This is a genomic window from Empedobacter brevis, from assembly GCF_965118635.1.
GTDB classification, from domain to species: domain Bacteria; phylum Bacteroidota; class Bacteroidia; order Flavobacteriales; family Weeksellaceae; genus Empedobacter; species Empedobacter brevis_A.
Genome location: NZ_CBCPHV010000002.1, coordinates 255,569 through 280,388, shown reverse-complemented (window position 1 = coordinate 280,388; position 24,820 = coordinate 255,569). Strand labels below are relative to the sequence as shown.

Here is a 24,820-nt window from a genome sequence, read left to right as displayed (position 1 = left end):
AGTAAATTAAAAAAGATTATTGATGAAAAAGGTTTTATTGGTCGCTGTAATGGCATTAGGATTTAATCAAGTAAATGCTCAAGATTATAAAAATGCATTGGGTATTGCAATAGATTTAGGAGATGGTGAAACACTAGTTGGTCCGCAGTTCAAACATTCTTTCGATGGAAAAAATGCAGGTAATCTACAAGTTATGTTTGGAGATCATATTACTGTTTTAGGTGCAGATTATACATATAATGAATCTTTTTCTGGAACAAATGGTTTAGGCTGGTATGTTGGTGTTGGTCCGCAATTAGCTTTTGTTGATTATGGAAACAACTATCATGGAGACAAAACATTATTTGCAATTCGTCCACAAGCTGGTTTAGAATACAAAATTCCTTCTGCTCCTTTAGCTATACATTTCGATTGGAAACCTTGGTGGAATCTAACAAACGATTCTAACTTCGAAGCAGGACGTTTTTCTTTAGGATTTAAATACACATTGAATTAATAAAATCTTAAGAATATGAAAAAGTCACTAATAAAGTGACTTTTTCATAAGTAAAATCATAAAATCTAAACTAAAATTAATTTTATTCCTCTGAATTTATCATTATTTTTGAATGATTTTGATTTTATCTAAGACCAATTATAGATTACCTTCTATATTTGAATATTCGAGATATAATCCATAATTTTAACCTTGTATTAGAAGATATAATAACATTTATAAAAGATGAAAGAATTAATTGGAACAGGAGTTGCTTTGGTTACACCTTTTCAACAAAATGGTACCGTAGATTATGTTGCTTTAGAAAATTTAGTAAACTATAGTATCGATGGCGGTGTTGAATATTTAGTTATTTTAGGAACTACTGCTGAAGCAGCAACACTTACAAAAGATGAAAAGAAACACGTAATCGAAACAATAAAGAAGGCAAATGCTAATCGTGTTCCGATGGTTTTAGGTATTGGAGGAAATAATACAGCAGAAGTTATTAAAGAATACCAAGAAACAGATTTAAGTGATTATATCGCGATTCTTACCGTTTCGCCTTATTATAATAAACCAAATCAAGAAGGAATTTACCAACATTATAAAGCAATTGCAGAAAATACAGATGCAAAAATAATTTTGTATAACGTTCCTGGAAGAACTGGTTCTAATATCTCTGCAGATACAACAATTCGTTTAGCAAATGAATTTAAAAATATAGTTGCAATCAAAGAAGCTTCGCCAGATTTTTTACAATCAACAGATATCATTCGCAAAAATACGCGAGAAGATTTCAATATTATTTCTGGTGATGATGAATTTGCTGTTCCGATGACTTTAGCAGGTGGTTCTGGTGTTATATCTGTTATTGGACAAGGTATTCCAACTATTTTTACAGATATGATTCGCAAAGCAATCAATAAAGAAGTAGTTTCAGCATATGAAGCTCATTATAAGGTTGTAGGAATTACACGAGCGATTTTCGAAGAAGGAAATCCTTGCGGAATAAAAGCTGTTTTAGAAAACAAAGGTATTTGTAAGCCGTTTACAAGATTACCTTTAGTTCCTGCTTCAGCGAATTTGACATCAAAAATTAATCAATTATTATTAAACATATAAAATAAAAAAGCTATGATAAAAGATACAATATTAGACGCGTTAAACAAACAAATTAAATTAGAAGGAGATTCTTCTCAATTATATTTAGCAATGGCTTCTTGGGCAGAAGTTAAAGGTTTAGAAGGAACTGCAAACTTCTTATACTCTCATGCAGACGAAGAACGTATGCATATGTTGAAGTTAATTAAATTTATTAACGAAAGAGGTGGAAAAGCACATGTACCACAAATTTCAGAACCAAAACAAGATTTCTCTACATTGAAAGATGTTTTTACAGCAATCTTAACTCACGAATGTTTTGTTTCTGATTCTATTAATGAAATTGTTGGATTAACATTAGAAGAAAAAGATTATTCAACACATAATTTCTTACAATGGTATGTTTCTGAACAAATTGAAGAAGAAAAATTAGCAAGAAATATCTTAGATAAATTAGAAATGATTGGTTCTGACAAAGGTGGTTTATATTTATTTGACCGTGATATAGTTACATTAAGCGCAGACGCAACAGCGGAATAAATCAAAACTTTGATATTTTATTAAGAGGATAAGAAGAAAATATTTTATAATTTAGTCCTCAAATTTTATTAAATTTGCAGAATGTTTAAAAAACTAAGCTTAGTAGTTTTAATTGGAGCTTCAGTAGTTTCTTGTAACAAGACCTACAACAAAGCGATGAAAAGTACGGATAAAGATGAAATCTTTACCTTAGCCACACAATTGTATCAAGATGGTAAATATGATTTAGCGAATGAATTATATGAAAAAATTTCTACATCATTTGTAGGAACTGAAAAATCTGCAGATATTGCTTACAATATGGCACAAGGTAACTTTAACGAAAAAAGTTACCGTCTTGCAGGACATCAATTCAAAAGTTTTGCAGGTGCCTATCCTATGGATAGCCGTGCAGAAGAAGCATTGTTCAAATCAGCATTTTCATATTACAAAGATTCGCCAAAATATGACTTGGATCAGACAAGTACATATACAGCAATTAGTGAGTTACAAGGATTCATCAATTCGTATCCAGAATCTGCACATGTTACAGAAGCGAATAATTATATTACAGAACTTAGACAAAAGTTAGAATTAAAGTCTTTCGAAATTTCAAAAGTTTATTTTAAAACTATGAAATATAAGGCTGCTGCGGTTTCTTTCGATAATATGATTGATGAATACCCAGATTCTAAATTTCGTGAAGAAGCAATGATGTATTCTTTACGTTCTAAAACAGAATTAGCGTTAAACTTCTCTCGTTTAGAGAATAAAGATTTACGTTTACAAGATGCTAGAACAGAATACCTTTTGTTAACAAGATATTATCCTCAAACAAAATTTAAAGCAGAAGCTGATAAATTGATGGAAAAAATCGACAAGGATATGATTGTTACTAAAAAAGCAATAGCTGATTTAGACATTTTAAGAAAAAAAATTGAGGCAGAACAAGCTGAATCAAACAAAGAGCAAAATAATAAAAAATAGTAAAATATATAAAATTCTTTCATTATGAATTTCAAGGATATCGGTGCAGCACCAACAACACAAACTTATGATCGTAATAAAATTGATGAGAAAACAGGAAACTTGTACGAATCAATTGTAATTATGGGAAAAAGAGCAGAACAAATCAACCAAGAAATGAAAACTGAATTAATTCAGAAATTGGATGAATTTGCTGCACATACAGATTCTTTAGAAGAAGTTTTTGAAAACAGAGAGCAAATCGAAGTTTCAAAATTCTACGAAAGATTACCAAAACCGACTTCAATTGCGGTTAAAGAATGGTTAGACAATGACGTATATTACAGAAATCCAAATGAGGATAAATAATGTCTGTTTTACATAGTAAAAAAATTCTTTTGGCAGTTTCTGCCGGAATAGCGGCCTACAAAGCCGCTTTTCTTGTTAGAGGACTTATCAAAAAGGGAGCTGATGTCAAAGTTATTATGACTCCAGAAGCCCAAAACTTCGTTACACCACTTACACTTTCAACGCTTTCTAAACATCCTGTAGAATGGGAATTTTTCGGAGATAAAGGTGATTGGAACAATCATGTAGAATATGCACTTTGGGCTGATTATATGATTATAGCTCCTTGCACAGCAAATACATTATCGCATATGGCAGATGGAACATGTGATAATTTAGTTTTAGCAACTTATCTTTCTGCAAAATGTCCTGTTTATTTTGCTCCAGCAATGGATTTGGATATGTACAAGCATCCTTCTACACTTGAAAACATTGCTCAATTAGAATCTTTCGGAAATATTTGCATTCCTGCAGAAGCAGGAGAATTGGCAAGTGGATTAGTTGGTGAAGGTAGAATGGCTGAGCCTAAAAACATTATTTCTTTTTTAGAAAATTCAATCAAAGCTACGCTCCCACTTCACGGAAAAAAAGTTGTGGTTTCTGCTGGACCAACATACGAAAACATCGATCCTGTTCGTTTTATAGGTAATTATTCTTCAGGGAAAATGGGATTCGAGATTGCGAAAGCAGCTGCTAATCTTGGTGCTAAAGTTACCTTGGTAAGTGGTCCAAGTCACGAATCTGTTTCAGGATTTCCTATTGATCGAATAAATGTTGTTTCTGCTCGTGATATGTACGATGCAATGCACGCTAATTTTGCTGATGCTGATGTTGTTGTAATGTCGGCTGCTGTTGCAGATTATCGTCCAAAAGAAATAGCTGAACAAAAAATTAAGAAAGAAAACGATGATAATTTAATTATCGAATTGATTAAAAACCCTGATATTCTAAAATCATTAGGCGAAATCAAAACTCATCAATTATTGGTTGGTTTTGCATTGGAAACGAATAATGAAGAAGAATATGCAAAGAAAAAATTAATTAAAAAGAATCTTGATTTTATTGTTCTTAATTCGATGCAAGATAAAGAAGCTGGATTTCAGAAGAATACAAACAAAATCACAATTATTGACAAAGATTTATCAATGCAACAATTCAATGCAAAATCAAAAACAGATGTTGCAGAAGATATTTTAAATGTCATTTTAAATAAGTTATAAAATTTAATATGAAGAAATTAGCCTCAATTTTCTTTTCGTCGTGTTTAGCTATTTCAGCTTTTTCGCAAAATATTATTGCAGATGTAAAAGTTGATTATTCTCAAGTTCGAGGATCGAATACACAGGTTTATCAAACTTTAGAAAGATCATTAAAAACATTCATTAATTCAACTAAATGGACAAATGATCGTTTAAAAACATATGAAAGAATTGAAGCTAGTTTCGTTATTAATATCATTGAGCGAGAAGGAAACAGAATGAAAGGTACAATTTTAGTACAATCGCGTCGTCCTGTTTTCAATTCAACTTATTACACGCCAGTTCTTAACTTATCTGATGATAATTTTTCTTTTCAATACCAAGAATCAGAAGAATTAATCTTCAATGATCGAAAATTTAGTGGAAAGAATTTAACAGATGTTTTGACATATTACATCTATTTAGTTTTGGGATATGATGCAGATACATTTTCGAAAGAAGGTGGAACAGAATATTTCAAAATGGCTAAGAGAATTGCAGATTTTGGCCAAGCAAATAATAGTTTTTCTGGTTGGAGCGAATTAGATGGAATAAAATCTCGTACAGCATTAATAAACAATATTTTAAAATCTGACAATTCTACTCTACGTAATATCATTTATCAATATCATAGAAACGGTTTAGATGTTATGGCTGAAAACGAAGTTCGTGGTAAAAATGCAATTGGAAATACATTGTTGCAATTAGAATTTTATCAAAAAGGAAATTATTCGCAATTTTATCCCTTAGAACTTTTCTTAACAGCAAAAAATAACGAAATTAGTCAAATATTTTCTGGCGGACAGGTTTCTACGGTGAATATCGAAAAACTGAAAGGAATTTTAAATTCAATCGCGCCAAAATACAATGATAGTTATTGGAATAAATTGAAAAAGTAAATGTTAAAAACTCTTCGCGTTAATAATTTTGCCATTATCGATCAATTAGAGATTGATTTTCATCAAGGAATGACTACAATTACAGGTGAAACTGGTGCAGGAAAATCTATTTTATTAGGTGCTCTAAAATTAGTTTTAGGCGAACGTGCCGATCTGAAAGCCTTGAAAAATGCTGATGAAAAATGTATTATCGAAGCTGTTTTTGAGATTAAAGATCTTGAACTAAATGAATTTTTCGAGAAATATGATTTGGATTATGAAGACGAATCTATTCTACGAAGAGAATTATTGCCTTCGGGAAAATCGCGTGCTTTTATCAATGATACACCTGTTAAAGTCTCTATTTTACAAGAATTATCAGAATTATTGATTGATATTCATTCACAATTTAATACGCCAAAAATATTCGAAGCAGATTTTCAATTATCTATGTTGGATATTTATGGCGAAAACAAAGAATTGTTGAAAGAATATAAGAAAGATTTTAATCACTATATTTCAATCAAGAAAAAAATAAAAGAAGCACAAAATTCTTTAGAAAATCAATCCCAAGATTTAGAATATAAACTGCATTTGTGGGAAGAATTAAACAATGCTTCGCTAAAAAATGATGAATTAGAAGAATTGGAAATCGAGATAAAATCTCTATCAAATGTAGAAGAAATTATTTCGACTTTGAATGAAACTTATCAATTTCTGGAACATCCCGAATTAGGAATTATTTCTCAATTGAATGAAGCAAGCAATAAATTGAATAAAATTTCGGATTATAATTCGCAATACAATTTGATTTATGAACGATTAATTTCTTCAAAAATTGAATTGCAAGATATTTCTGGCGAAATGAGTAATTTGATAGATTCAACTGAAATTAATCCAGAAAGATTACAAGAAATTACAGATCGTTATGATTTGATTCATAAATTATTACGAAAACATAATTTGATTTCTGTTGAGGAATTAATTGCTAAACGAGATGAATTAGAAAGTCAAACTTCTGGTTTTGATAATTTAAGTGATTTGATTATTCACTTAAACAAAGAATTGAATTCAATTTCTGAAAAACTTGAAAAACAAGCAATAAAAATTAGAAAAAATAGAATTTCTTCTATTGAAATTATTCGAAAAAACATCTTGAATACATTGTCACAATTGGGAATGGAAAATTCACAATTAACAATTCAATTAAACGAAACAGCAGATTTTACATTAACCGGAAAAGACGAAGTTTTGTTTCTATTCTCAGCAAACAAAGGAATGGAACCACGCATTTTCGAGAAATCTGTTTCTGGAGGAGAACGCTCTCGATTGATGTTAGCAATTAAAAAATTATTGGCAACACATCAACATTTACCTACATTGATTTTAGATGAAATTGATACAGGAATTTCTGGAAAAGTTGCAAATGAAACTGGAAAAGTAATGCAAGCAATGGCAGAAAATATGCAACTTTTAGTCATTACACATTTGCCACAAGTTGCATCAAAAGGGAATTATCAGCTAAAAGTTTACAAAGAAGTTGTTGGTGAAACAACACAAACAAATGTAATTGAATTATCTAAACAACAACGATTAGAAGAAATAGCACAAATGATTTCTGGATCCGAATTAACAGATGCAGCGATTAATCAAGCAAAAGAATTAATGAATTTGAATTAAAATTCTAACTAAAATAAAAAAGCTCGAGAATTTTCTCGAGCTTTTGTTTTATAATAATTGTTGTAAATTATTTTGTTAATCTTTCCAACGAATATTCAATCATTGCATCAACAGCTTTGTAAGAATCTGCACTAAATTCACCTAAAATTCTATTTGCTACAATTGCATTTACAGATAATGCTTCATGTCCCATCATTGCTGCTAATCCATATATTGCAGATGTTTCCATTTCGAAATTAGAAATTCTTAAACCTTCGTAATTAAAAGAAGTTAAACGCTCATTAATATCAACTGGATTTGGTTCCAATCTCAAATAACGTCCTTGAGGACCATAAAAACCACAAGCTGTAGCTGTTATTCCTTGAATTGTTTTATCTGAAGCTAATGTTTCTAACAAACTATCAGATCCTTTTACCAAATATGGACGAGATTTATTTGGCGACCAATCTACATGTTTTATAAAAGCATCTTCTGCTTCTTTATTCATTACTGCTTCGCTCCCAACATAATAATGCAAAAGTCCGTCTAAACCTAAACCGTGAGAACCAATTACAAAACTATCAACAGGAATATCGGCTTGCAAAGCTCCTGAAGTTCCTAAACGAACGAATGATAATTTACGAAAGTCTTTTTTGATTTCGCCAGTAGCTAAATCTATATTTGCCAAAGCATCTAACTCAGAGAAAACAATATCGATATTGTCTGTTCCCATTCCAGTTGAAATAACCGTTAAACGCTTTCCATTCAACGTTCCTGTATGTGTAACAATTTCTCTTTTTGTAGCTGTATGTTCTATTGTATCGAAATGTCTTGAAACTTTCTCAACACGATTTGGATCTCCAACAGTTATAATAGTATCGGCTAAATGTTCTGGTTTTATATTACAATGGTAAATACTTCCGTCTGCATTTAAAACTAATTCTGATGCTGCTTTACTCATGATTTTATAATTAAAAATAAGAGAACAATATACAATTTTTATTCATACAAATTGTAAAAGAAATGTTAACCACCTACTCTTTTCACTTTAAATCCTTTATCTTTTAGAAAAGCCATAATCTTATCACGATAATCTCCTTGGATAATAATTTGTTCATCCTTAAAACTTCCTCCAACACGTAAAAATTGCTTAATCTGCTTTGCTAAAATCTTGAAATCTTCTGTTTCTCCATCATAACCTTCGATTATTGTATTTACTTTTCCTTTGCGTTTTTCAAACTTACAAATTAACGGCTCTTTCTGAATCCATAAATCGTGTTGTGCTTCTTCTATTATTTCCTCTGGTTCTGGTATATGATCAGGAAAAAGATTTTTTAATTGATCTTGTAAATCCATAGTATTTTATATTATCCTTATAATGAATGGCATTTTACAATTGGATAGATCTAATTGTAAAATTATAATTACAAAGATAAAATTTTATTGCAGTTGTTTTATAAACCAATTTGGAACTTTATCGGAAACTATTTCAAGTTCATTTTTCTTAACTTGTGCAAATAATCTCATTTCTTGAGTAGAATTATCAAAAATATAAGCTTTATCGACTATTCTTAAAGAAGGAAATAAATTCATTAAAGTAGAATGATATCTTCTAATCACCTTTTCATCGGGCACAGCATGTCCTCCTTTTTCCACTCTATTCTCGATACGAGAAATATTAATCAAAGGATCTTCTATGCAAACAAAATACATATATGTTTTGAAACCTCGTTTTTTAGCGTCAACAATTTCATCTATTTTAGAAGGATGACTCATCACTGTTTCAAATGAATAAGATTTACCTTTAATCAATAAATGTTTTCGAATAAACGAAGTTATGAAAGAAGCTTCGTAACTATGTGTAGATTTAGATTTATCAACCAAAACATTATTTCGAAACTGTACATCAATCGCTTTTCCTTCATTATTTGCTTTTTCAAATAATGAAATTGAAGCAGGTTCAGCTTTGAAAACTTCAAAATCCTTTTCGGTAAGTTTTAGTTCATATCGATTCAAATCAATAAAACCTTTTGAAGAAATTTCTTTCTCTATCAAATCTGAATTAATGAAATATCCTGTATTAAATTTTGATGAGATTGAATCGAATAAAGTAGACTTTCCAGATCCATTTGGACCAGCAAAAACGCGTAAACGTTTTATTTTAGGCATAATTTAGCTCCTTTTTTTAATTCAGCTGGAACTTTTACTCGATCTATTGTTTTAATTACCTTAATCTCTCCATTAGGTTTTCTCTCAACGATTCGATTACCTTGAACATATTGAACTGATAAATCTAATGCTTCTGAAACTCTGATTGCAGCTTGAGATGCAGATTTAGCTAAACGATTTAACGCTCCTGCTTCTTCTAATTTTAATATATCTGATTCTTTGTTCATAATGATAGAAATTAAATTAATAATTATTCACCAATAAATATAAGCAAATTTAGTGAATCCATTATAATAATAAAAGCTTGACTTCATTCAAAAGCTAAATTCTTTGAATCTTAATCTGTAATTTTAATTTAAAAACTATAAAATAATTATTTGATATTCATTTCTAACAAATCAACAACAATCGATATTCATCTTTATTCTCTTTCGGCGCACGATGTACACAAGGAAAAACTTTTTGCTGAGGATGATCAACTGCCAATCGCCAAAGATTTCCTTTTCCTAAATTAATTGGTTTAACATCTGGATTAATTTGATAATGAAGATCAAAGAAATATTCTTTTAAAAAGTCATCAAAACCATCAATATCTCCATCGTATAAATCAAACAATTTTGCTCTAATTTCTGGAATCAAAATTTTTTGCTTCGCATCTTCATTTCTTACAATATCACTAGCTGCACCATAATAAGTACATAAAAAAGTATCGGTAGGAATTGGTGAACGATCTACATGAAATGAATAAACATCCGTCGAAATAAAATCAAATTCATTATCACATTCATAACATTTCAATAAATTCAAAGTTGGTGAAGCTCCGAAATCTGTCAATTCTTGCAAATCATTCAACAAAATATTCCTTGCTTTATCTCCTTCATCAGACAAAGTTAAATCATTCAAATCATCAACAGAAATAACTGTAATATCATCTTTTAAAATAAGCTGATTCACTATTTCTTCAAAATCACCAATCAAATTTCGTTGCCAATTTATTGCATTATTTTTTCCAGAAAATTCTGTATTTACAAGATCATAAAACGAAGAAACGACAAGAACTTGTTCTTGATTAGAATTATTTTGAGCAATCATATTAACGCAAAATTACTATTTTCAAGAATTAATTCAGTCAAATAAATTAAATTATTCAGAATATAAATTCTACTTTACAAAATTCGTATTTTTGTGAAAGATTAGAAGACAATGGAAAAAGAAATTATTACTAAAACATTTACATATAAAGGACATACAAAAACTTTTAGCGCAGAAGTGCAACCATTACCTCCTTTCAATCCAGAAACAATGGATCGTGTAAAATACGAAGAAACGAAAGAAGCGCATTATATGCTTGCAGAAGCAGAAGTATATAACCAAAAAACAGAATGGTTTTTTAAAATTGAAGAAGAATTACAAAAATAACGAAACGGCACTTAAATATAAGTGTCGTTTTTGTTTAATAAAATCATTAAAACAATATAATTCAAAGTTTTAACATGACACAAAAGGGTTGTTTAATTGTTTTGGCATGTACTTTGTAATACATAATACGTATTAAAACATATTTTGTAAAATGAAAAAATCAAAATTCTTTAAAGTCGCAGGTGCAGCAGCAATGGCAGCTCAAAAAGACAAATCTTTTTTTGAAAAAGTAAAGGCTTTTTTCAGTATGTTAGGTGATTACAAAAAAGGAAGTTATAAACCTGACAGCAAGAATTTATTTCTTGGATTTGTCGCAACTTTATACATTATTTCTCCAATTGATATTATTCCAGAAGCATTATTTGGTCCATTTGGTTTGATTGACGATTTTGGTATTCTACTCTTCGGAATGAAATATTTTAACAAAGAAGTTATAAAATATCTTGCATGGAAAGAATCACAGAAATCTTATGCAAATATTGAAGATGCAAAAATTATTGAATAACAATAAATTAAATATCTTTTATAAATCCGATTGAAAATTCAATCGGATTTTTTTATTGTTTATGAGATAAAAACAGGAAGTATTCTTATAAATAAAATTTATTATATGGCGATTATTTATTAGATTTGAGCAATACAATACTAAAACACTTTAATAATGGTTATTATTAATAATTTTGATGAATACAAAGCTTTCGAAGGTAAAGAAATCGGGAAATCTGATTGGCATATTATAAATCAAGAACAAATCAATCGCTTTGCAGACGCAACTTTAGATCATCAATGGATTCACACAGATCCTGAAAAAGCAGCTAACGAAGGGCCTTTCAAGAAAACAATTGCACATGGATATTTAACACTTTCTTTAATTCCTCATTTATGGAATCAAATTGCAGAAGTGCGCAATATCAAAATGTTAATCAATTACGGAATTGAGAGTTTAAGATTTGGACAAGCAGTTTTAGTAGACAGCGAAGTGAGATTAACTGCAAAATTAAAATCAATTACAAATCTAAGAGGAATTGCAAAAGTTGTTATTGAAGCAACTTTAGAAATTAAAGATAATCCAAAACCTGCTTATACAGCAGATGTGGTTTTCTTATATCATTTCAACGATTAATTATAAATCAATATAATTTTGAAAAGCTTCTATTTTTTATAGAAGCTTTTTCTTTTCATAAAATATCGAAGTATCTTGCGCCCGATTTCTAATAACATGCAAAAAATTCAAACTAATAAAACCTTAATTTCTATTGTTGGACCAACTGCAATTGGTAAAACGAGTTTAGCAATAGAAGTTGCAAAACATTTTCAATCTGAAATTATTTCTTGTGATAGTCGACAATTTTTCAAAGAAATGAAAATTGGAACTGCTGTTCCTTCCGATGAAGAATTGGCTGAAGTGAAACATCATTTTATTCAAAATATTTCTATTCATGAAAAATATTCAGTTGGTGATTTTGAACGTGATGGTTTAGCTTTTTTGGATAATTATTTCAAGACAAATGATATATGCATTATGGTTGGCGGTTCTGGTTTATATGAAAAAGCAATTACAGTTGGTTTTGACGAATTTCCAGAAGTCGATCCTAAAATTAGAGAACAATTGAATAATGAACTTGCTGAATTTGGAATTGAAAAATTGCAACAAGAATTACAACAAGTTGATCCAATTTATTACAAAGAAGTAGATATTTTCAATAAACAACGCGTTACTCGTGCTTTAGAAATTTATAGATCTTCGGGTTTTCCTTTCTCACATTTCAGAAATCAAGATTTGAACAAACGTCCATTTAACATAATTAAAATAGGTTTAGAACTTCCGCGAGAAGAAATATACGATCGTATCAATAAACGAGTTGATATTATGATAAATGAAGGTTTGGTTGATGAAGCAAAAGAATTATTTTCATTAAAAGATTTGAATGCTTTACAAACAGTTGGTTATCGAGAATTATTTGATTTTTTCGAAGACGAAATTACATTGGATTTTGCAATAGAAGAAATCAAAAAAAATACAAGACGATTTGCAAAACGACAAATGACATGGTTCAAAAAAGATGAAGCTGTAAATTGGTTTTCACCTTTTGAGCAAGAAAATATTATTAATTTTATATCAAGTAAAATCTAAATTATGGAAAATTTTGTTGCCATCGATTTTGAAACTGCAAACAATTATCGCAATTCTGCTTGCGCTGTTGGTATCGTAACTGTAACAGATAATGTAATTACAGACGAATATTATACGCTAATTCAACCGCCGTTAAATCAATATAATTATCATAATATTTTAATACACGGAATTCGTCCTGAAGATACAATTGATTCGCCAACTTTCGAAGATGTATATTTTGAAATCAAAAATCGTTTACAAAATCAAATAGTTGTAGCGCATAACGAATCTTTCGATCGATCGGTTTTGAAAAAAACAATGGAGTTTTATGATCTAAATTATACGAAACTAAACCTTGCTGAAAAATGGGAATGTACGTGCAGAATTTTCAGACAAAAAGGAATTGTTCCTACAAAATTATCAGATTGCGCAAGACATTTTAATCTTCAATTAACACATCACGAAGCTTTATCAGATGCAAGAGTTTGTGCTCAATTGTACTTATTAAAATAGTTTTCTCTCAAAATTTATCCGTTTATCAAATTTTAAAATAGTTTTTAACTAAATTATAACTATCTAATTATTAAAAATATAAACGTTTACAATTATTTGTAAACACTTGTAATTAATTGTAATTATTTAAAAATACATATATTAAACAAACCTATTCAAGTAAATTTATTTATTTGAAATATTGAAGATTAAAAAGAATTATTCTGATTGTATATAAATTAAAAGAAAAAAAGATTTCTAAATCAGATTTGATTTTTTAGGAAATTTTAAAAATTGTAAATAAAATTTCATCTTCAGAAATTCTGCTCAAATTTGAATTATTTAAGAATTTAAAATTTTATTATATTATTGAAATATTGGATAAGGAAAAATAAATACATATTGTATTTAACATAATTGAATAATTCCTTTAAGGTAATTTTTATAAAAAAAGAAGATTTGTTCCTCCCCTACTCTTTAGAACATAAAAAAACGGTCGCAATTGCGACCGTTTTTTTATAGCATTATATTTTTTATAGCATTATAACGCCTTCAATTTTTGCAACTTCTTTGTAATAATCGATTACTGTATCAGCATCAATTACATAAAGTTTGATAGAAATCGATGTATATTTTCTATTTTTAGAAGCTTTGTACTCAAACTCAGCATTAGTTCCTGCAAAAACATCTTTTATTTTTTTCATTGTTTCTTCACTTGAAGGATAAATGAATTTGAATAAATAATCTGCTGGAAATTTTTGTACATCATCTAATCTCTCTCTAAATTTTGCATAAAAATCTTGTTCGTTGTGAGAGTTATCTGGAATTTCTTCGAATGTATAATCTGTATTATTTGTATCCATATTTATAGTTTAATAGTATAAAATCAAAAACAATACCACTTTACATTATTGATAAAAATCAAAAAGATTCAAGACATTTTGTCATACAAAATAAAGTCTTTAGTTTGAAACAAATTTTAATCCAACTATCGAACTAATTAAAGTTATGATAAAAAATATTCTCCAAAAACTAGCTTCTTCTTTAAATACAAAAATTCCTATCAAAACTGTTCCTACAGCGCCAATTCCTGTCCAAATTGCATAAGCCGTTCCTAAAGGTAAAGTTTGTGTTGCTTTAATTAATAATGTCATACTTGTAACTAAACAAATGGCAAATATTACGTACCATAAATACATTTCTGATCCTGTTGTCGTTTTGATTTTTCCTAAAGATGATGTAAATCCGATTTCGAATAAACCTCCTAAAATCAATAAAATCCAATTCATTTTGTCATAATTTTGATGCAAAGATGAATTAGAAAAAAAAATTTTTTTTTTTACAAATGATAAAAAATTATTCAATTATATTTCGGCGCGAATTCTACTTAATGTAACTTGAGAAATCCCTAAATATGATGCGATAAAACCTAATTGAACACGATTAATAAGACTTGGATCTTCTTCTAACAAATTTTTGTAACGATCAATCGCTGTTCCTAATTGTCGTGAAATAAAACGTTCTTCTGTTTTTATTAATTCGATTTCAGCGAGTTTTCTTCCCCAATTAGAAATCTCTAAATTAGTTGCATAAAATGTCTGTAAGTCGGACATATTTATTTCATACAATTCCGAATCTTCTAATAATTCTATCGTTTCATAACTGGGTTTATTCTCCACATAACTTCTCATGGATAAAATAGAACTTCCTTCTTTTCCAAACCAAAATGTTATTTGTTTTCCATCGTCTAATTTATAAGCGCGAACAATTCCTTTTTTAATAAAATATACTTTTTTCTCAATTTTATCCGCATCAAGAAGCGTTGTATTTTTAGGTAAACGAATCAATTGTGTTTTGGCTACAATTTGCTGGATGGTTTGTAATGAAAGTGGTGAAATTTCTTTTAAGATTTGTTCTATTTCCATATTGAAACTTATGAAGTAAAATTAAACAAAAAACTCAACTTAATAATAAGTTGAGTTCTTGAAATTAAATTAACACATGAAACCTATTTAGCATGTAGGCCGCATTCTTTTTTACTTTGATCTTCCCACCACCAACGTCCAGCACGAAAATCTTCACCTTCATTTATAGCGCGTGTGCATGGAGCGCAACCAATACTTATAAAACCTTTGTCATGCAAAGGATTGTAAGGAACTCTATTTTCTTTTAAATAATCAAAACAATCTGTTGTAGAAAAATTAATTAATGGATTGAATTTGAATAATTGTCTTTCTTCATCAAACTCAATTTCGTGCATATCATGTCGATTATTTGATTGCTCTGCTCTCAAACCTGTAATCCAAACAGAAGCTTCTTTCAAAGCACGATTTAATGGAATTACTTTTCTGATATAACAACATTGTTTTCTTAATTCAACTGAATCATAAAAAGGATTAATCCCATTATCTTCAACAAAATTTTCTAAATCTTCTGTTGGCGGATAAAATGGTTTTATTTTAGATTGATATTTTAATTCCGTTTTATTCCAAGTATTATATGTTTCCTGAAAAACACGTCCAGTATCCAACGTAAAAATCTCTATATTTTCTAGCTTCTGGCTTAAAATAGCATGAGAAATAACTTGATCTTCGAAACCAAAACTTGTAGAAAAAACAATTTTTTCTTTTACATTATCATTCAAAAACAATAATTTATCTTCTAAACTTGTTTGTTCAGCAACCTTTTGTAATATTTCTTTCAGTTGATTCATTTCAATTATATAATCTCTATGGTTTTTATAGAGTAATTAATTTTGACAAATGTATAAATTCAATTTTTCTAAACAAAAATAATCCCATTAATTTAATTCATAAAATTTAATGTAAAATCAATAATTAATATAAGTAAATTTTATTTTCTATCTAATATGCTCCGAATATAAATTATCATATTCGCAAAATAGAATAAATTTCATCCAAATTTGCTTTAATTAACGCATTTCAGAACATGTAAATTAACAATAAATCTAAAAATAGAATATTCTATTAAGATTAATTCATAGTTTTAATTCAAAAAATATATTCTATCTAATCTCTCTCGAGACCGGATTATGGATATCGTAAAACAAAAAAGTCAAACTTTATAAAGTTTGACTTTTTTGTTTATGTTGTATGCAATGATTGATCAGTATAAAAACGGCTGATAATAACCAAAACCAATAGCCAAAAAGAGGCAAATTATAGTAGTTAATAGTTAATATATCTAATCTTGTTATGTGGTTTATACCATAAATAGACATCAAAATTATTGTAATAAATAGATATATAATATCCAATATTTTTCTTGTAAAGAATCCAAGAAAGTATCAATGTTATATTTCCTAACCAGCAAAAAAATTCTAGATTAGGAAAAGTAATCATCCCTAAATATGCATATATGTAACCTGAGTATTCTTCAGGATCATTAAAAATAAAATGCACAGGTAGGATTAAGCTCAATAAATAAGTTAGAATACTTAGATATAAAAATCGATTATTTTTCCAATTTATTTTCAAATTCTTCTATTTGTTTTTCAAGTTTTTTATTCATTTTTTTTAATTTGTTTTGTGGGCTGAACATTGCGTAAACCAACAATCCAACTCCTACTCCAACTACGGCACCAATTTTTTCGTTCTTGTTAATTGCTTTCGAAATTGCAATTCCTGCAGCAGCTCCTGTTGTTACAATAGAAACTGTGTTTTCAAAACCTTTTGATTTAGTGTCTAAAACTTCCAATAAATTATTCATAGTTTGTTATTTTTTAATACTTGTTGCAATAAATATTCCTAAATATAAATCAATCCAAATTATTTTAAAAATTGTTCGTATTAATTCAAGTGTTTATCTTTGTTCGGTAACATTTTTTGAAATGGAAATACAAGATAAAATTTTAGCACTCCGAGAAGAGCTTACTCAACATAATTACAATTATTACGTTTTAGATAATCCAACAATTTCTGATTTTGAATTTGATTTGAAATTGAAAGAATTAAAACGATTAGAAGATGAAAATCCAATCTTTTTTGATATCAATTCTCCTACTCAACGCGTTGGTGGAATGGTCACAAAAAATTTTCCAACAATAACACACGAATTTAGAATGTATTCGTTGGATAATTCATATTCTGTCGAAGATTTACAAGATTGGGAAAAGCGAATTGAAAAAACATTAGACGAAAAAGTAGAATTTGTTTGCGAACTGAAATATGATGGCGCTTCGATTTCTATCCTTTACGAAAATGGCGAATTAAAACAAGCTGTAACGCGTGGAGATGGAACACAAGGAGACGAAATCACAAATAATATTCGTACAATACAATCTATTCCTCTAAAATTGAAAGGAAAATATCCTGAGCGATTTTATATGCGTGGCGAAATTACAATTCCACTCAATAAATTTGCTTCGATAAATGAAGAACGTGCGAATAATGGATTAGAATTATATGCAAATCCTCGAAATACAGCTTCTGGATCTTTAAAATTACAAGACAATACGGAAGTTGCAAAACGTGGTTTACAATGCTTTCCATATTATTTTATCGGAAATAATTTACCTTATACAACGCAATGGGAAATGCTAAAAGCTGCTGATGAATTAGGATTTAAAATTCCGCATACATCAAAATTATGTACTTCTTTAGAAGAAGTTTTAGCTTTTGTTAATCATTGGGATATTGAACGTAAAAATTTACCTTACGAAACTGACGGAATTGTAATCAAAGTGAATTCTTTTTCACAACAAGAAGAATTAGGTTACACTGCTAAATCTCCTCGTTGGGCAATGGCATATAAATTCAAGGCAGAAGCAGCCGAAACAGAATTATTGAGCATCGATTATCAAGTTGGTCGAACTGGAGCCATAACTCCTGTTGCTAATCTTGTTCCTGTTTCTTTGGCTGGAACAATTGTAAAACGAGCTTCTGTGCACAACGAAGATATTATCAAAAAATTGGATATCCGAATTGGTGATATGGTTTATGTAGAAAAAGGAGGCGAAATTATCCCGAAAATTGTCGGCGTTAATACAGATGTTCGTCAGCCAGAAACGAAGGAAATCGAATTTATAAAAAATTGTCCTTCTTGCGGAACAAAATTAATTCGCAATGAAGGTGAAGCACAACATTATTGTCCCAATGAAAATGGTTGTGAACCACAAATTATTGGAAAATTAGAACATTTTGTTTCGAGAAAAGCAATGGATATCGAAAGTATTGGTGGTGAAACTGCTGTTTTGTTACACAAAGCAAATTTATTAAATAATATTGCCGATTTTTATACATTGAAAAAAGAAGATATTTTACCATTGGATCGAATGGCTGAAAAATCTGCCCAAAATATCATCAATTCTGTTGAAAAATCAAAAAAACAACCATTCGAAAAAGTATTGTATGCAATTGGAATTCGTCATGTTGGTGAAACTGTTGCAAAAAAATTGGTCAAACATTTCCAAACGATTGATCGTTTGATGAATGCAACAATGGATGAGTTGGTTTCTGTAACAGATGTTGGAGAAAAAATTGCAATTTCAATTCAAGAATATTTCAAAGAAGAGCAACATCAAATTTTGATTCAGCGTTTACGCGATTATGGATTGAATTTCGAAATTGGTGAAGAAGCAAAACCTTTGTCAGATTCATTAGAAGGAAAAACGTTTTTATTTACAGGAACTTTAACCAAATTTAATCGAACAGATGCACAAAAAATGGTTGAAGATCACGGAGGAAAAAATATTTCTGCCGTTTCTAAAAATCTAAATTTCTTAGTTGCTGGAGATAAAGCTGGAAGTAAACTGAAAAAAGCCGAAGAAATTGGAACTGTTATCGTATTAACGGAAGACGAATTTTTAAATATGATTAACGGCTAATGGAATCAGGATTAATTGCTGTAATTATTTTTGGAATTGTATTATTGATTTTGATTCCATTTATTTATTATGGCTTACGAATGGCTGGCTACAACAAAGCTGCAATGATTGTTTCGCTTGTAATATTTTTTACCGTGATGATTCCGATGGTGAAATATGGTTACAGAAGTCAAATGTATTCGCAAGAAGATTTAAAAAACGATTTGCATCAAGCTGGAATTGGTTTTAAAGGAAATTTGAAAATGATTTCGACAGATATTTCTGGAATTAAAAACATGAAACAAGAAACGGTTTTGATAATGGATTCTGCCGATATTAATACAATTATTAATCGAATAAAAACTGATCCACGTTTCGAAATATCACCTAAAAGATTGAATTTAAAAGAAGAATTAGGTTCGAATGCAAAACATAAAACCAATAGAAATTATCGTTACAAAGACAACTTTATTTTAGAAACTTATGGAATGTCCGACAATTATACGATTCGATATGCTGAACTGAAATTTAGAAAAGGAAATGACACCGTTTTCTTCAAGAAAGAAGAAGTATATTAAATAGATAAAATCCGTCAATTGACGGATTTTTTTATTCAAGATTATTTATTTCTAAGATATAAAAACTATGACTTTTTGAATTTTCAATTTTTTATCATCAAATTATTTCTAACATATTTCCAGCATCTTTTGAAAGTTCAACTTCTACCCTTTTTGAGATTTTTTCATTTTGAGCAAATGTATTTGCTGAACAAAAAATTAAAAATGAAGTAGTAAAAAAGATTCTTCATTTTGCTTAAATTATTTTCATTAAAATTCAATAAAATAGATTAATTTTCCTTCAACAATAATAGTGAATTTTATGCAATTCCGAATCGCTAGACATACAAAACAAATAGATAAAATAACAACTTTTTATACGAGAATATTTAATCTTGAAATACTCCGAGAATTTCATAATCACAATGGTTATGATGGTATTTTTATCGGAAAACCTAATTTAGATTGGCATTTAGAATTTACAACAACACATAAAGAAGTTAATCATTATTTTGATGAAGATGATTGTTTGGTATTTTATCCAACAACGTAACAAGAATATGACGAAATCATTGAGCGTTTAGAACTTCATCATATAAAACCAATAAAATCTAAAAATCCATATTGGAATGAAAATGGAATTTCTTTCTTAGATCCTGACGGATTTATTACAATTGTTTCACCATTAAGAATTAAATAATTTGAAAAAATATATCTGTTTTATAATTCCATTTTTCATCTTTAATTGTAAAGATGAAAATTCTATTAATCAAAAAAATCATTATAATTCAATTCCAAAAATAGTAGAGAAAGAAAGTTTTATTAACGAAAAAGAAAATAAAATAATTGATCGGTATTCCGTTCCGAAAGGTTTTCAAAGAGAAAATTATAATCAAAATGAATTCGGCTATTTTCTACAACATTTGCAATTAAAAGACTTTGGAACACTTGTGAAATATTATAGTGGAAAAGAAAAACCTGTAAATAATGTATACAATGGGGTGATTGATTTACCGATTGGAAACAAAGATTTACATCAATGTGCAGATGCTACAATGCGTTTGAGAGCCGATTATCTCTACAAACAAAAGCGTTATGATGAAATCTCCTTCAACTTTTTATCGGACGGAAAACCGCGCAAATTTACTGATTTTGCAAATGGAAATAATTCACCAGAAAATTATTGGAAGTATTTGGAATATGTTTTCAGTTATGCGAATACAGCTTCTCTAAAAAATCAATTAGAATCGGTGAATTTTGAACAAGTTAAAATTGGAGATATTCTTTTACAACAAGGAAATCCTTATGGGCACGCTGTTATGGTAGTCGATTTAGCAAAGAATGAACAAAACGAAAAAATTGTTTTACTTGCTCAAAGTTATATGCCTGCTCAAGAAATTCAGATTCTTAATAATCCGACGAATAAAAAATTAAATCCCTGGTATAAAGTTCAAAAAGGTAAAATTAAAACTCCAGAATGGTTGTTTACAAATGATGATTGGAAAACTTGGGATTAAAGATTTTTAATAAATTAATCTTAATTTTACACCAAATTAATCGCCGTGAATCGAGAAGAAATAGGAAATCAACTGTTAAATGAAGTTTTACAAATTCAACTTGCCAATAAACCAATCAATTCTAAATATTTAGATTTAAAACGTTTGGTCGAAAATATTGCATTTGAATTAACTAAAAATGAAGCTTTACAGTTTTCTAACTTTTTCTCAAAACTATCTTTCATTTGTAATCAATATCAAGTTTCAACCAAAATTCATTCGTTTCGAAAAACAGCTCAACGAATTCTGAGCGAAAAATACGAACCGACAGAACACGAATATTTCACACATTATAAATATGTTGCCGATTTTATTTCTTCTATTTATGAAGTAATGATTCCAGCAGAAATTATTTATTATTTTCCTGAAAAAGAATTTTATACAAACAAAATTCTAACAAGAAATCGAGTAAAAAAATTGCGTGTTCAAGTAATTGAAATCAAACGCGATTGCTTGATTTGCGATCATGAAGATAATGAAACAGACGATTATATTACAGTTCAAATTGATGAAGATGGCGTAAACGAAAACTTTACTTCAACTGAAAATTTTTGGATTGGAGCGCAATTAAATTTAGTTAATTCGACAATTGATGAAGAAGGAATTTATCATCCTCGTTTTATCATTCTCGAGCCAGATTATTTAGTTGATATTTCGGCAATTGCAGAATGTTTCCAAGATTATGGAACTTCGGAATTGCATTATGTAAAGAAAAAATTTGAAGAAGCGCCAAATAGCAAACACATTCGATTAGGAAATTTTGCCAATTCGGTTGTCGATCATTTTTCGACAGAAAACATTGAAAACACAGATTTTAATGAGATTTTCAAAAATGATTTCAAAAATTATCCATTAGAATATACAGCTTGTAATGATTTGGCAAATCCACAAGATTTAAAAGATTATTATTTAGAAGCAAAAGGACATTTTGATCGCATTCAAAAAGTATTGACAGAAGATTTTTCACGCAATAATATTTCCTTGGATCGCGCATTAATAGAACCTTCTTTTTTGTGTGAACAATACGGAATTCAAGGTCGATTAGATTTATTAGATATCAATTCTGAAGGAAAAAATAAAATTATAGAATTGAAATCTGGTGGAGCGCCTTTTCCTGATGATGGAAAAAGTGTAAAACCAAATCATGCAACTCAGCTATTTTTATATTATCAAATCATTGGAGTTTTGTATGATTTAGAGTTTAAAGATGTAACGAAAAACACAGAAGGATATATTTTTTATTCGAAAGTTTTTCGAGGAAATTTACGTTTTGATGTGCCAACTTTAGCTCGAGTTCAACGTATTTTTGATTTACGAAATCGAATCATTATTAATGAAAACAGATTAGCCAATCATTCATTAACAGATATTGAATCAACAATTTATTCAATTAAACCTTCAAATTTTATCAAACGAAAAATCAATCCTCGTTTCAAAGAAATTTTAGAAGAACAATTGGATAAATTCATTTATCCAATCAAAAATAGTTCGCCATTAGAAAAAGCTTATTTTTATTCGTTCACAAATTTTATCGCGAAAGAACAATATATGGCGAAACTTGGTTTGGGACAATCAAATTCCAACAATGGTTTGGCAAGTTTGTGGCTGAATACTTTTGAAGAAAAGAATAATAATTTCGAAATTATTTATGATTTAGAAATTGTTGAAAATCATATTTCTGATCCGAAACGAGAAATCAAATTAAAGAGAACAAATCCTGCAAATGATTTTATTTCTATTCGAGAAGGCGATATTTGTATTCTTTATCCGAGAAATAATTTTAAAGATTCTGTTTTAACCAATCAGGTTTTCAAATGTACAATCAAAAGTATTTCGCGAGAATTTATTGTTTTACGTTTTCGTTATCAGCAACCAAATACGCACTTTTTTGATTCGTTTGATTCGACAGGAAAATGGGCTTTAGAACGCGATTTTATGGATTCTTCTTTTGTTTCGATGTATCGAAATTTATATGGATTAATTCATTCTTCGAAAGCAAAAAAAGACTTGATTTTAACACAATCTATTCCAAGAAATAAAATGGATTATGATTATTTTAATTCAAATCTTTCGGAAGAACAAAATCGAATTCTGAAAAAAGCACTTTCTGCAAAAGATTATTTCTTGTTGAATGGACCTCCAGGTACAGGAAAAACATCGATTATCATCAAAGAATTGGTGAAAGAAATTTACGAAAAACAAGATTGCAATATTCTGCTTTTAGCATATACAAATCGTGCTGTAGATGAATTATGCGAATCAATAAATTCGGCAATTTCTGATCAAATTGAACAAAAATTTATCCGAATTGGAAATGAATTATCTACTTCACCCGAATTTCATTCAAATTTACTGAATAAAATTATTGAGCAAAAAGATACTGATTTAGAACAAAAAGGAGAAAAATTTTCGAGAAAAACAATTCAAGATATTATTCGCAAACAACGCATTTTTGTTTCCACAGTTGCTTCCATTTCTAGTAAAAATGACATTCTGAAATTAAAGAAATTCGATACAATTATTATTGATGAAGCTTCTCAAATTTTAGAGCCTCAAATTGTTGGAATTTTACCAAAAGCTGAACGTTTTATCATGATTGGCGATCATAAGCAATTGCCAGCAATTGTTTTACAGAATCCTGAATTGGCAAAAACGAATAACGAATTATTAGAAAATATTGGTTTAATTAATCGTAAAAATTCAATTTTCGAACGTTTATATGAATTTTGTGAACGAAATAATCATGAAAATGCGTTTGATCAACTGACTTATCAAGGAAGAATGCATGCCGAAATTGCAGATTTTCCGAATAATTATTTTTATGATGGAAAATTAAATGTTGCTTATGATATTCCGAATTTAAATGAAGAAATAAAACAAAGTTTAAATCGTCAAAGAGCTGATTTGTATTTTGAAAATTATGATAAAGAAAATGATTTGCAAAACTTTATTACAAATCATCGTTTTGCATTTATTAATGTCGACGAAAATCCTTATTTGCCTTCAACGAATGTGCAAGAAGCCGATTTGATTGTGAAATTTGTACAAGAAATTATTCATTTATATGAATTAAATAACAAGCCATTTGATGCTAAGAAAACAATCGGAATTATTGCTCCTTTCCGAAATCAAATAGCCTTGATTAAGCAAAAATTAGAATTGGCAAATATTCCAAATTACGAACAAATTACCGTTGATACAGTTGAACGTTATCAAGGAAGTCAGCGCGATATTATTCTTTATAGTTTTGCTGTAACATATTATTCGCAATTGAATGCATTGGTAAATATGAACGATCAAGGAAATGTGGATAGAAAACTGAATGTCGCTTTAACACGCGCGAAGGAACAATTATTTTTAATTGGAAATCAAGCTATTTTAAAAGAAAATCAATTGATAAAAATTTTAATTGATTATTTAGAAAATAAAACTTCTCATAAACTGATAATCTAATTAAAATCACTTCTTAATTCGTTTTAGATTCTGTAAATTTGTGCAAC

The 24,820-nt window shown here is 28.9% G+C and carries 28 protein-coding genes and 1 pseudogene; 19 read left to right on the top strand and 10 right to left on the bottom strand.

Annotated features, from left to right (window positions below; genetic code table 11):
* Positions 1-22 precede the first annotated feature (22 nt).
* From ACMHJW_RS03640 to recN, 8 genes are all read left to right on the top strand, one after another.
* Positions 23-496, top strand: a complete 474-nt coding sequence (locus ACMHJW_RS03640; protein ID WP_413532061.1) for a hypothetical protein — start codon at positions 23-25, stop codon at positions 494-496.
* 225 nt (positions 497-721) lie between these two features.
* Positions 722-1,600, top strand: a complete 879-nt coding sequence (gene dapA, locus ACMHJW_RS03635; protein ID WP_413532060.1) for a 4-hydroxy-tetrahydrodipicolinate synthase — start codon at positions 722-724, stop codon at positions 1,598-1,600.
* 12 nt (positions 1,601-1,612) lie between these two features.
* The gene (locus tag ACMHJW_RS03630; protein ID WP_413532059.1) at positions 1,613-2,119 is read left to right on the top strand and encodes a ferritin; all 507 of its coding nucleotides are present in this window, start codon (positions 1,613-1,615) and stop codon (positions 2,117-2,119) included.
* 81 nt (positions 2,120-2,200) lie between these two features.
* Entirely contained in the window at positions 2,201-3,085 is an 885-nt protein-coding gene (locus tag ACMHJW_RS03625) for an outer membrane protein assembly factor BamD (protein ID WP_413532058.1), read from the top strand.
* Positions 3,086-3,109: 24 nt separating this feature from the next.
* Positions 3,110-3,433, top strand: coding sequence for a DNA-directed RNA polymerase subunit omega (locus ACMHJW_RS03620; RefSeq protein WP_019973784.1), 324 nt, complete (start codon positions 3,110-3,112; stop codon positions 3,431-3,433).
* Positions 3,433-4,632 (top strand): bifunctional phosphopantothenoylcysteine decarboxylase/phosphopantothenate--cysteine ligase CoaBC, encoded by a 1,200-nt coding sequence (gene coaBC, locus ACMHJW_RS03615; RefSeq protein ID WP_413532057.1) that lies wholly within the window; start codon positions 3,433-3,435, stop codon positions 4,630-4,632. Before ACMHJW_RS03620 ends, coaBC begins: the two co-directional genes overlap by 1 nt.
* An 8-nt stretch (positions 4,633-4,640) precedes the next feature.
* Positions 4,641-5,549 (top strand): DUF4835 family protein, encoded by a 909-nt coding sequence (locus tag ACMHJW_RS03610; RefSeq protein ID WP_413532056.1) that lies wholly within the window; start codon positions 4,641-4,643, stop codon positions 5,547-5,549.
* The gene (gene recN, locus ACMHJW_RS03605) at positions 5,550-7,208 is read left to right on the top strand and encodes a DNA repair protein RecN (protein ID WP_413532055.1); all 1,659 of its coding nucleotides are present in this window, start codon (positions 5,550-5,552) and stop codon (positions 7,206-7,208) included.
* Positions 7,209-7,275: 67 nt separating this feature from the next.
* Here recN and ACMHJW_RS03600 read toward each other — a convergent pair whose 3' ends face one another.
* The 5 genes from ACMHJW_RS03600 to ACMHJW_RS03580 form a co-directional block, all read right to left on the bottom strand.
* The gene (locus ACMHJW_RS03600) at positions 7,276-8,148 is read right to left on the bottom strand and encodes a nucleoside phosphorylase (protein ID WP_413532054.1); all 873 of its coding nucleotides are present in this window, start codon (positions 8,146-8,148) and stop codon (positions 7,276-7,278) included.
* A 65-nt stretch (positions 8,149-8,213) separates the two neighbouring features.
* On the bottom strand, positions 8,214-8,543 hold the full coding sequence (locus ACMHJW_RS03595) for a translation initiation factor (RefSeq protein ID WP_413532053.1): 330 nt from the start codon (positions 8,541-8,543) through the stop codon (positions 8,214-8,216).
* An 84-nt stretch (positions 8,544-8,627) separates the two neighbouring features.
* Positions 8,628-9,356: a hypothetical protein gene (locus tag ACMHJW_RS03590; RefSeq protein WP_413532052.1), complete on the bottom strand. Its 729-nt coding sequence runs from the start codon at positions 9,354-9,356 to the stop codon at positions 8,628-8,630.
* Complete coding sequence (locus tag ACMHJW_RS03585) at positions 9,344-9,583, bottom strand: hypothetical protein (protein WP_413532051.1); 240 nt, start codon at positions 9,581-9,583, stop codon at positions 9,344-9,346. The genes ACMHJW_RS03590 and ACMHJW_RS03585 overlap by 13 nt, the downstream gene beginning before the upstream one ends.
* A 163-nt stretch (positions 9,584-9,746) precedes the next feature.
* Positions 9,747-10,448 (bottom strand): DUF1826 domain-containing protein, encoded by a 702-nt coding sequence (locus tag ACMHJW_RS03580; protein WP_413532050.1) that lies wholly within the window; start codon positions 10,446-10,448, stop codon positions 9,747-9,749.
* A gap of 111 nt (positions 10,449-10,559) precedes the next feature.
* On the opposite strand from ACMHJW_RS03580, the gene ACMHJW_RS03575 reads away from it, so the two are divergent.
* The 5 genes from ACMHJW_RS03575 to ACMHJW_RS03555 all read left to right on the top strand — a co-directional run bounded on the left by ACMHJW_RS03575 (position 10,560) and on the right by ACMHJW_RS03555 (position 13,404).
* On the top strand, positions 10,560-10,775 hold the full coding sequence (locus ACMHJW_RS03575) for a hypothetical protein (RefSeq protein ID WP_413532049.1): 216 nt from the start codon (positions 10,560-10,562) through the stop codon (positions 10,773-10,775).
* Between the two features lie 151 nt (positions 10,776-10,926).
* Positions 10,927-11,280, top strand: a complete 354-nt coding sequence (locus ACMHJW_RS03570) for a YkvA family protein (protein ID WP_413532048.1) — start codon at positions 10,927-10,929, stop codon at positions 11,278-11,280.
* Positions 11,281-11,436: 156 nt separating this feature from the next.
* Positions 11,437-11,898 (top strand): MaoC family dehydratase, encoded by a 462-nt coding sequence (locus ACMHJW_RS03565; RefSeq protein WP_413532047.1) that lies wholly within the window; start codon positions 11,437-11,439, stop codon positions 11,896-11,898.
* A gap of 96 nt (positions 11,899-11,994) precedes the next feature.
* Complete coding sequence (gene miaA / locus ACMHJW_RS03560) at positions 11,995-12,909, top strand: tRNA (adenosine(37)-N6)-dimethylallyltransferase MiaA (RefSeq protein ID WP_413532046.1); 915 nt, start codon at positions 11,995-11,997, stop codon at positions 12,907-12,909.
* Between the two features lie 3 nt (positions 12,910-12,912).
* Positions 12,913-13,404, top strand: coding sequence for a 3'-5' exonuclease (locus ACMHJW_RS03555; RefSeq protein WP_413532045.1), 492 nt, complete (start codon positions 12,913-12,915; stop codon positions 13,402-13,404).
* A gap of 512 nt (positions 13,405-13,916) precedes the next feature.
* Here the strand turns inward: ACMHJW_RS03555 and ACMHJW_RS03550 are convergent.
* From ACMHJW_RS03550 to ACMHJW_RS03530, 5 genes are all read right to left on the bottom strand, one after another.
* Positions 13,917-14,246 (bottom strand): DUF493 family protein, encoded by a 330-nt coding sequence (locus ACMHJW_RS03550; RefSeq protein WP_413532044.1) that lies wholly within the window; start codon positions 14,244-14,246, stop codon positions 13,917-13,919.
* 99 nt (positions 14,247-14,345) lie between these two features.
* On the bottom strand, positions 14,346-14,672 hold the full coding sequence (locus ACMHJW_RS03545) for a DMT family transporter (protein WP_413532043.1): 327 nt from the start codon (positions 14,670-14,672) through the stop codon (positions 14,346-14,348).
* 75 nt (positions 14,673-14,747) lie between these two features.
* Positions 14,748-15,308: a Crp/Fnr family transcriptional regulator gene (locus ACMHJW_RS03540; RefSeq protein ID WP_413532042.1), complete on the bottom strand. Its 561-nt coding sequence runs from the start codon at positions 15,306-15,308 to the stop codon at positions 14,748-14,750.
* Positions 15,309-15,391: 83 nt separating this feature from the next.
* Positions 15,392-16,096: a phosphoadenylyl-sulfate reductase gene (locus ACMHJW_RS03535; RefSeq protein WP_413532041.1), complete on the bottom strand. Its 705-nt coding sequence runs from the start codon at positions 16,094-16,096 to the stop codon at positions 15,392-15,394.
* A 761-nt stretch (positions 16,097-16,857) separates the two neighbouring features.
* Positions 16,858-17,112: a hypothetical protein gene (locus ACMHJW_RS03530; protein WP_413532040.1), complete on the bottom strand. Its 255-nt coding sequence runs from the start codon at positions 17,110-17,112 to the stop codon at positions 16,858-16,860.
* Positions 17,113-17,233: 121 nt separating this feature from the next.
* Between ACMHJW_RS03530 and ligA the strand changes: the two genes are divergently transcribed.
* The 6 genes and pseudogenes from ligA (at position 17,234) to ACMHJW_RS03500 (ending at position 24,773) form a co-directional block, all read left to right on the top strand.
* Complete coding sequence (gene ligA, locus ACMHJW_RS03525) at positions 17,234-19,228, top strand: NAD-dependent DNA ligase LigA (RefSeq protein ID WP_413532039.1); 1,995 nt, start codon at positions 17,234-17,236, stop codon at positions 19,226-19,228.
* A complete protein-coding gene (locus ACMHJW_RS03520) occupies positions 19,228-19,785 on the top strand; it encodes a hypothetical protein (RefSeq protein ID WP_413532038.1) in 558 nt (185 codons plus the stop codon). The genes ligA and ACMHJW_RS03520 overlap by 1 nt, the downstream gene beginning before the upstream one ends.
* A gap of 301 nt (positions 19,786-20,086) precedes the next feature.
* Positions 20,087-20,317 carry a hypothetical protein gene (locus ACMHJW_RS03515; RefSeq protein WP_413532037.1) on the top strand — a complete coding sequence of 77 codons (231 nt, stop codon included), beginning with the start codon at positions 20,087-20,089 and terminating at the stop codon, positions 20,315-20,317.
* Positions 20,318-20,329: 12 nt separating this feature from the next.
* Positions 20,330-20,464: pseudogene (locus ACMHJW_RS03510) on the top strand (VOC family protein); the annotation flags it as partial.
* 1 nt (position 20,465) lies between these two features.
* Positions 20,466-21,281, top strand: a complete 816-nt coding sequence (locus ACMHJW_RS03505; protein ID WP_413532036.1) for a DUF4846 domain-containing protein — start codon at positions 20,466-20,468, stop codon at positions 21,279-21,281.
* A gap of 45 nt (positions 21,282-21,326) precedes the next feature.
* The gene (locus ACMHJW_RS03500) at positions 21,327-24,773 is read left to right on the top strand and encodes an AAA domain-containing protein (RefSeq protein WP_413532035.1); all 3,447 of its coding nucleotides are present in this window, start codon (positions 21,327-21,329) and stop codon (positions 24,771-24,773) included.
* Positions 24,774-24,820 lie beyond the last annotated feature (47 nt).

What these genes read in the sequence shown, in the direction of transcription:
- ACMHJW_RS03555 (WP_413532045.1), top strand. Translation starts at nt 12,913, where the DNA reads ATGGAAAATTTTGTTGCCATCGATTTTGAAACTGCAAACAATTATCGC.
- ACMHJW_RS03520 (WP_413532038.1), top strand. Translation starts at nt 19,228, where the DNA reads ATGGAATCAGGATTAATTGCTGTAATTATTTTTGGAATTGTATTATTG.
- ACMHJW_RS03535 (WP_413532041.1), bottom strand. Translation starts at nt 16,096, where the DNA reads ATGAATCAACTGAAAGAAATATTACAAAAGGTTGCTGAACAAACAAGT.
- ACMHJW_RS03545 (WP_413532043.1), bottom strand. Translation starts at nt 14,672, where the DNA reads ATGAATTGGATTTTATTGATTTTAGGAGGTTTATTCGAAATCGGATTT.
- dapA (WP_413532060.1), top strand. Translation starts at nt 722, where the DNA reads ATGAAAGAATTAATTGGAACAGGAGTTGCTTTGGTTACACCTTTTCAA.
- ACMHJW_RS03640 (WP_413532061.1), top strand. Translation starts at nt 23, where the DNA reads ATGAAAAAGGTTTTATTGGTCGCTGTAATGGCATTAGGATTTAATCAA.
- ACMHJW_RS03600 (WP_413532054.1), bottom strand. Translation starts at nt 8,148, where the DNA reads ATGAGTAAAGCAGCATCAGAATTAGTTTTAAATGCAGACGGAAGTATT.
- ACMHJW_RS03580 (WP_413532050.1), bottom strand. Translation starts at nt 10,448, where the DNA reads ATGATTGCTCAAAATAATTCTAATCAAGAACAAGTTCTTGTCGTTTCT.
- ACMHJW_RS03595 (WP_413532053.1), bottom strand. Translation starts at nt 8,543, where the DNA reads ATGGATTTACAAGATCAATTAAAAAATCTTTTTCCTGATCATATACCA.
- ACMHJW_RS03575 (WP_413532049.1), top strand. Translation starts at nt 10,560, where the DNA reads ATGGAAAAAGAAATTATTACTAAAACATTTACATATAAAGGACATACA.
- ACMHJW_RS03590 (WP_413532052.1), bottom strand. Translation starts at nt 9,356, where the DNA reads ATGCCTAAAATAAAACGTTTACGCGTTTTTGCTGGTCCAAATGGATCT.
- ACMHJW_RS03515 (WP_413532037.1), top strand. Translation starts at nt 20,087, where the DNA reads ATGCAATTCCGAATCGCTAGACATACAAAACAAATAGATAAAATAACA.
- miaA (WP_413532046.1), top strand. Translation starts at nt 11,995, where the DNA reads ATGCAAAAAATTCAAACTAATAAAACCTTAATTTCTATTGTTGGACCA.
- ACMHJW_RS03565 (WP_413532047.1), top strand. Translation starts at nt 11,437, where the DNA reads ATGGTTATTATTAATAATTTTGATGAATACAAAGCTTTCGAAGGTAAA.
- ACMHJW_RS03570 (WP_413532048.1), top strand. Translation starts at nt 10,927, where the DNA reads ATGAAAAAATCAAAATTCTTTAAAGTCGCAGGTGCAGCAGCAATGGCA.
- ACMHJW_RS03630 (WP_413532059.1), top strand. Translation starts at nt 1,613, where the DNA reads ATGATAAAAGATACAATATTAGACGCGTTAAACAAACAAATTAAATTA.
- ACMHJW_RS03610 (WP_413532056.1), top strand. Translation starts at nt 4,641, where the DNA reads ATGAAGAAATTAGCCTCAATTTTCTTTTCGTCGTGTTTAGCTATTTCA.
- ACMHJW_RS03550 (WP_413532044.1), bottom strand. Translation starts at nt 14,246, where the DNA reads ATGGATACAAATAATACAGATTATACATTCGAAGAAATTCCAGATAAC.
- ACMHJW_RS03585 (WP_413532051.1), bottom strand. Translation starts at nt 9,583, where the DNA reads ATGAACAAAGAATCAGATATATTAAAATTAGAAGAAGCAGGAGCGTTA.
- recN (WP_413532055.1), top strand. Translation starts at nt 5,550, where the DNA reads ATGTTAAAAACTCTTCGCGTTAATAATTTTGCCATTATCGATCAATTA.
- ACMHJW_RS03540 (WP_413532042.1), bottom strand. Translation starts at nt 15,308, where the DNA reads ATGGAAATAGAACAAATCTTAAAAGAAATTTCACCACTTTCATTACAA.
- ACMHJW_RS03620 (WP_019973784.1), top strand. Translation starts at nt 3,110, where the DNA reads ATGAATTTCAAGGATATCGGTGCAGCACCAACAACACAAACTTATGAT.
- ACMHJW_RS03530 (WP_413532040.1), bottom strand. Translation starts at nt 17,112, where the DNA reads ATGAATAATTTATTGGAAGTTTTAGACACTAAATCAAAAGGTTTTGAA.
- ACMHJW_RS03625 (WP_413532058.1), top strand. Translation starts at nt 2,201, where the DNA reads ATGTTTAAAAAACTAAGCTTAGTAGTTTTAATTGGAGCTTCAGTAGTT.
- ligA (WP_413532039.1), top strand. Translation starts at nt 17,234, where the DNA reads ATGGAAATACAAGATAAAATTTTAGCACTCCGAGAAGAGCTTACTCAA.
- coaBC (WP_413532057.1), top strand. Translation starts at nt 3,433, where the DNA reads ATGTCTGTTTTACATAGTAAAAAAATTCTTTTGGCAGTTTCTGCCGGA.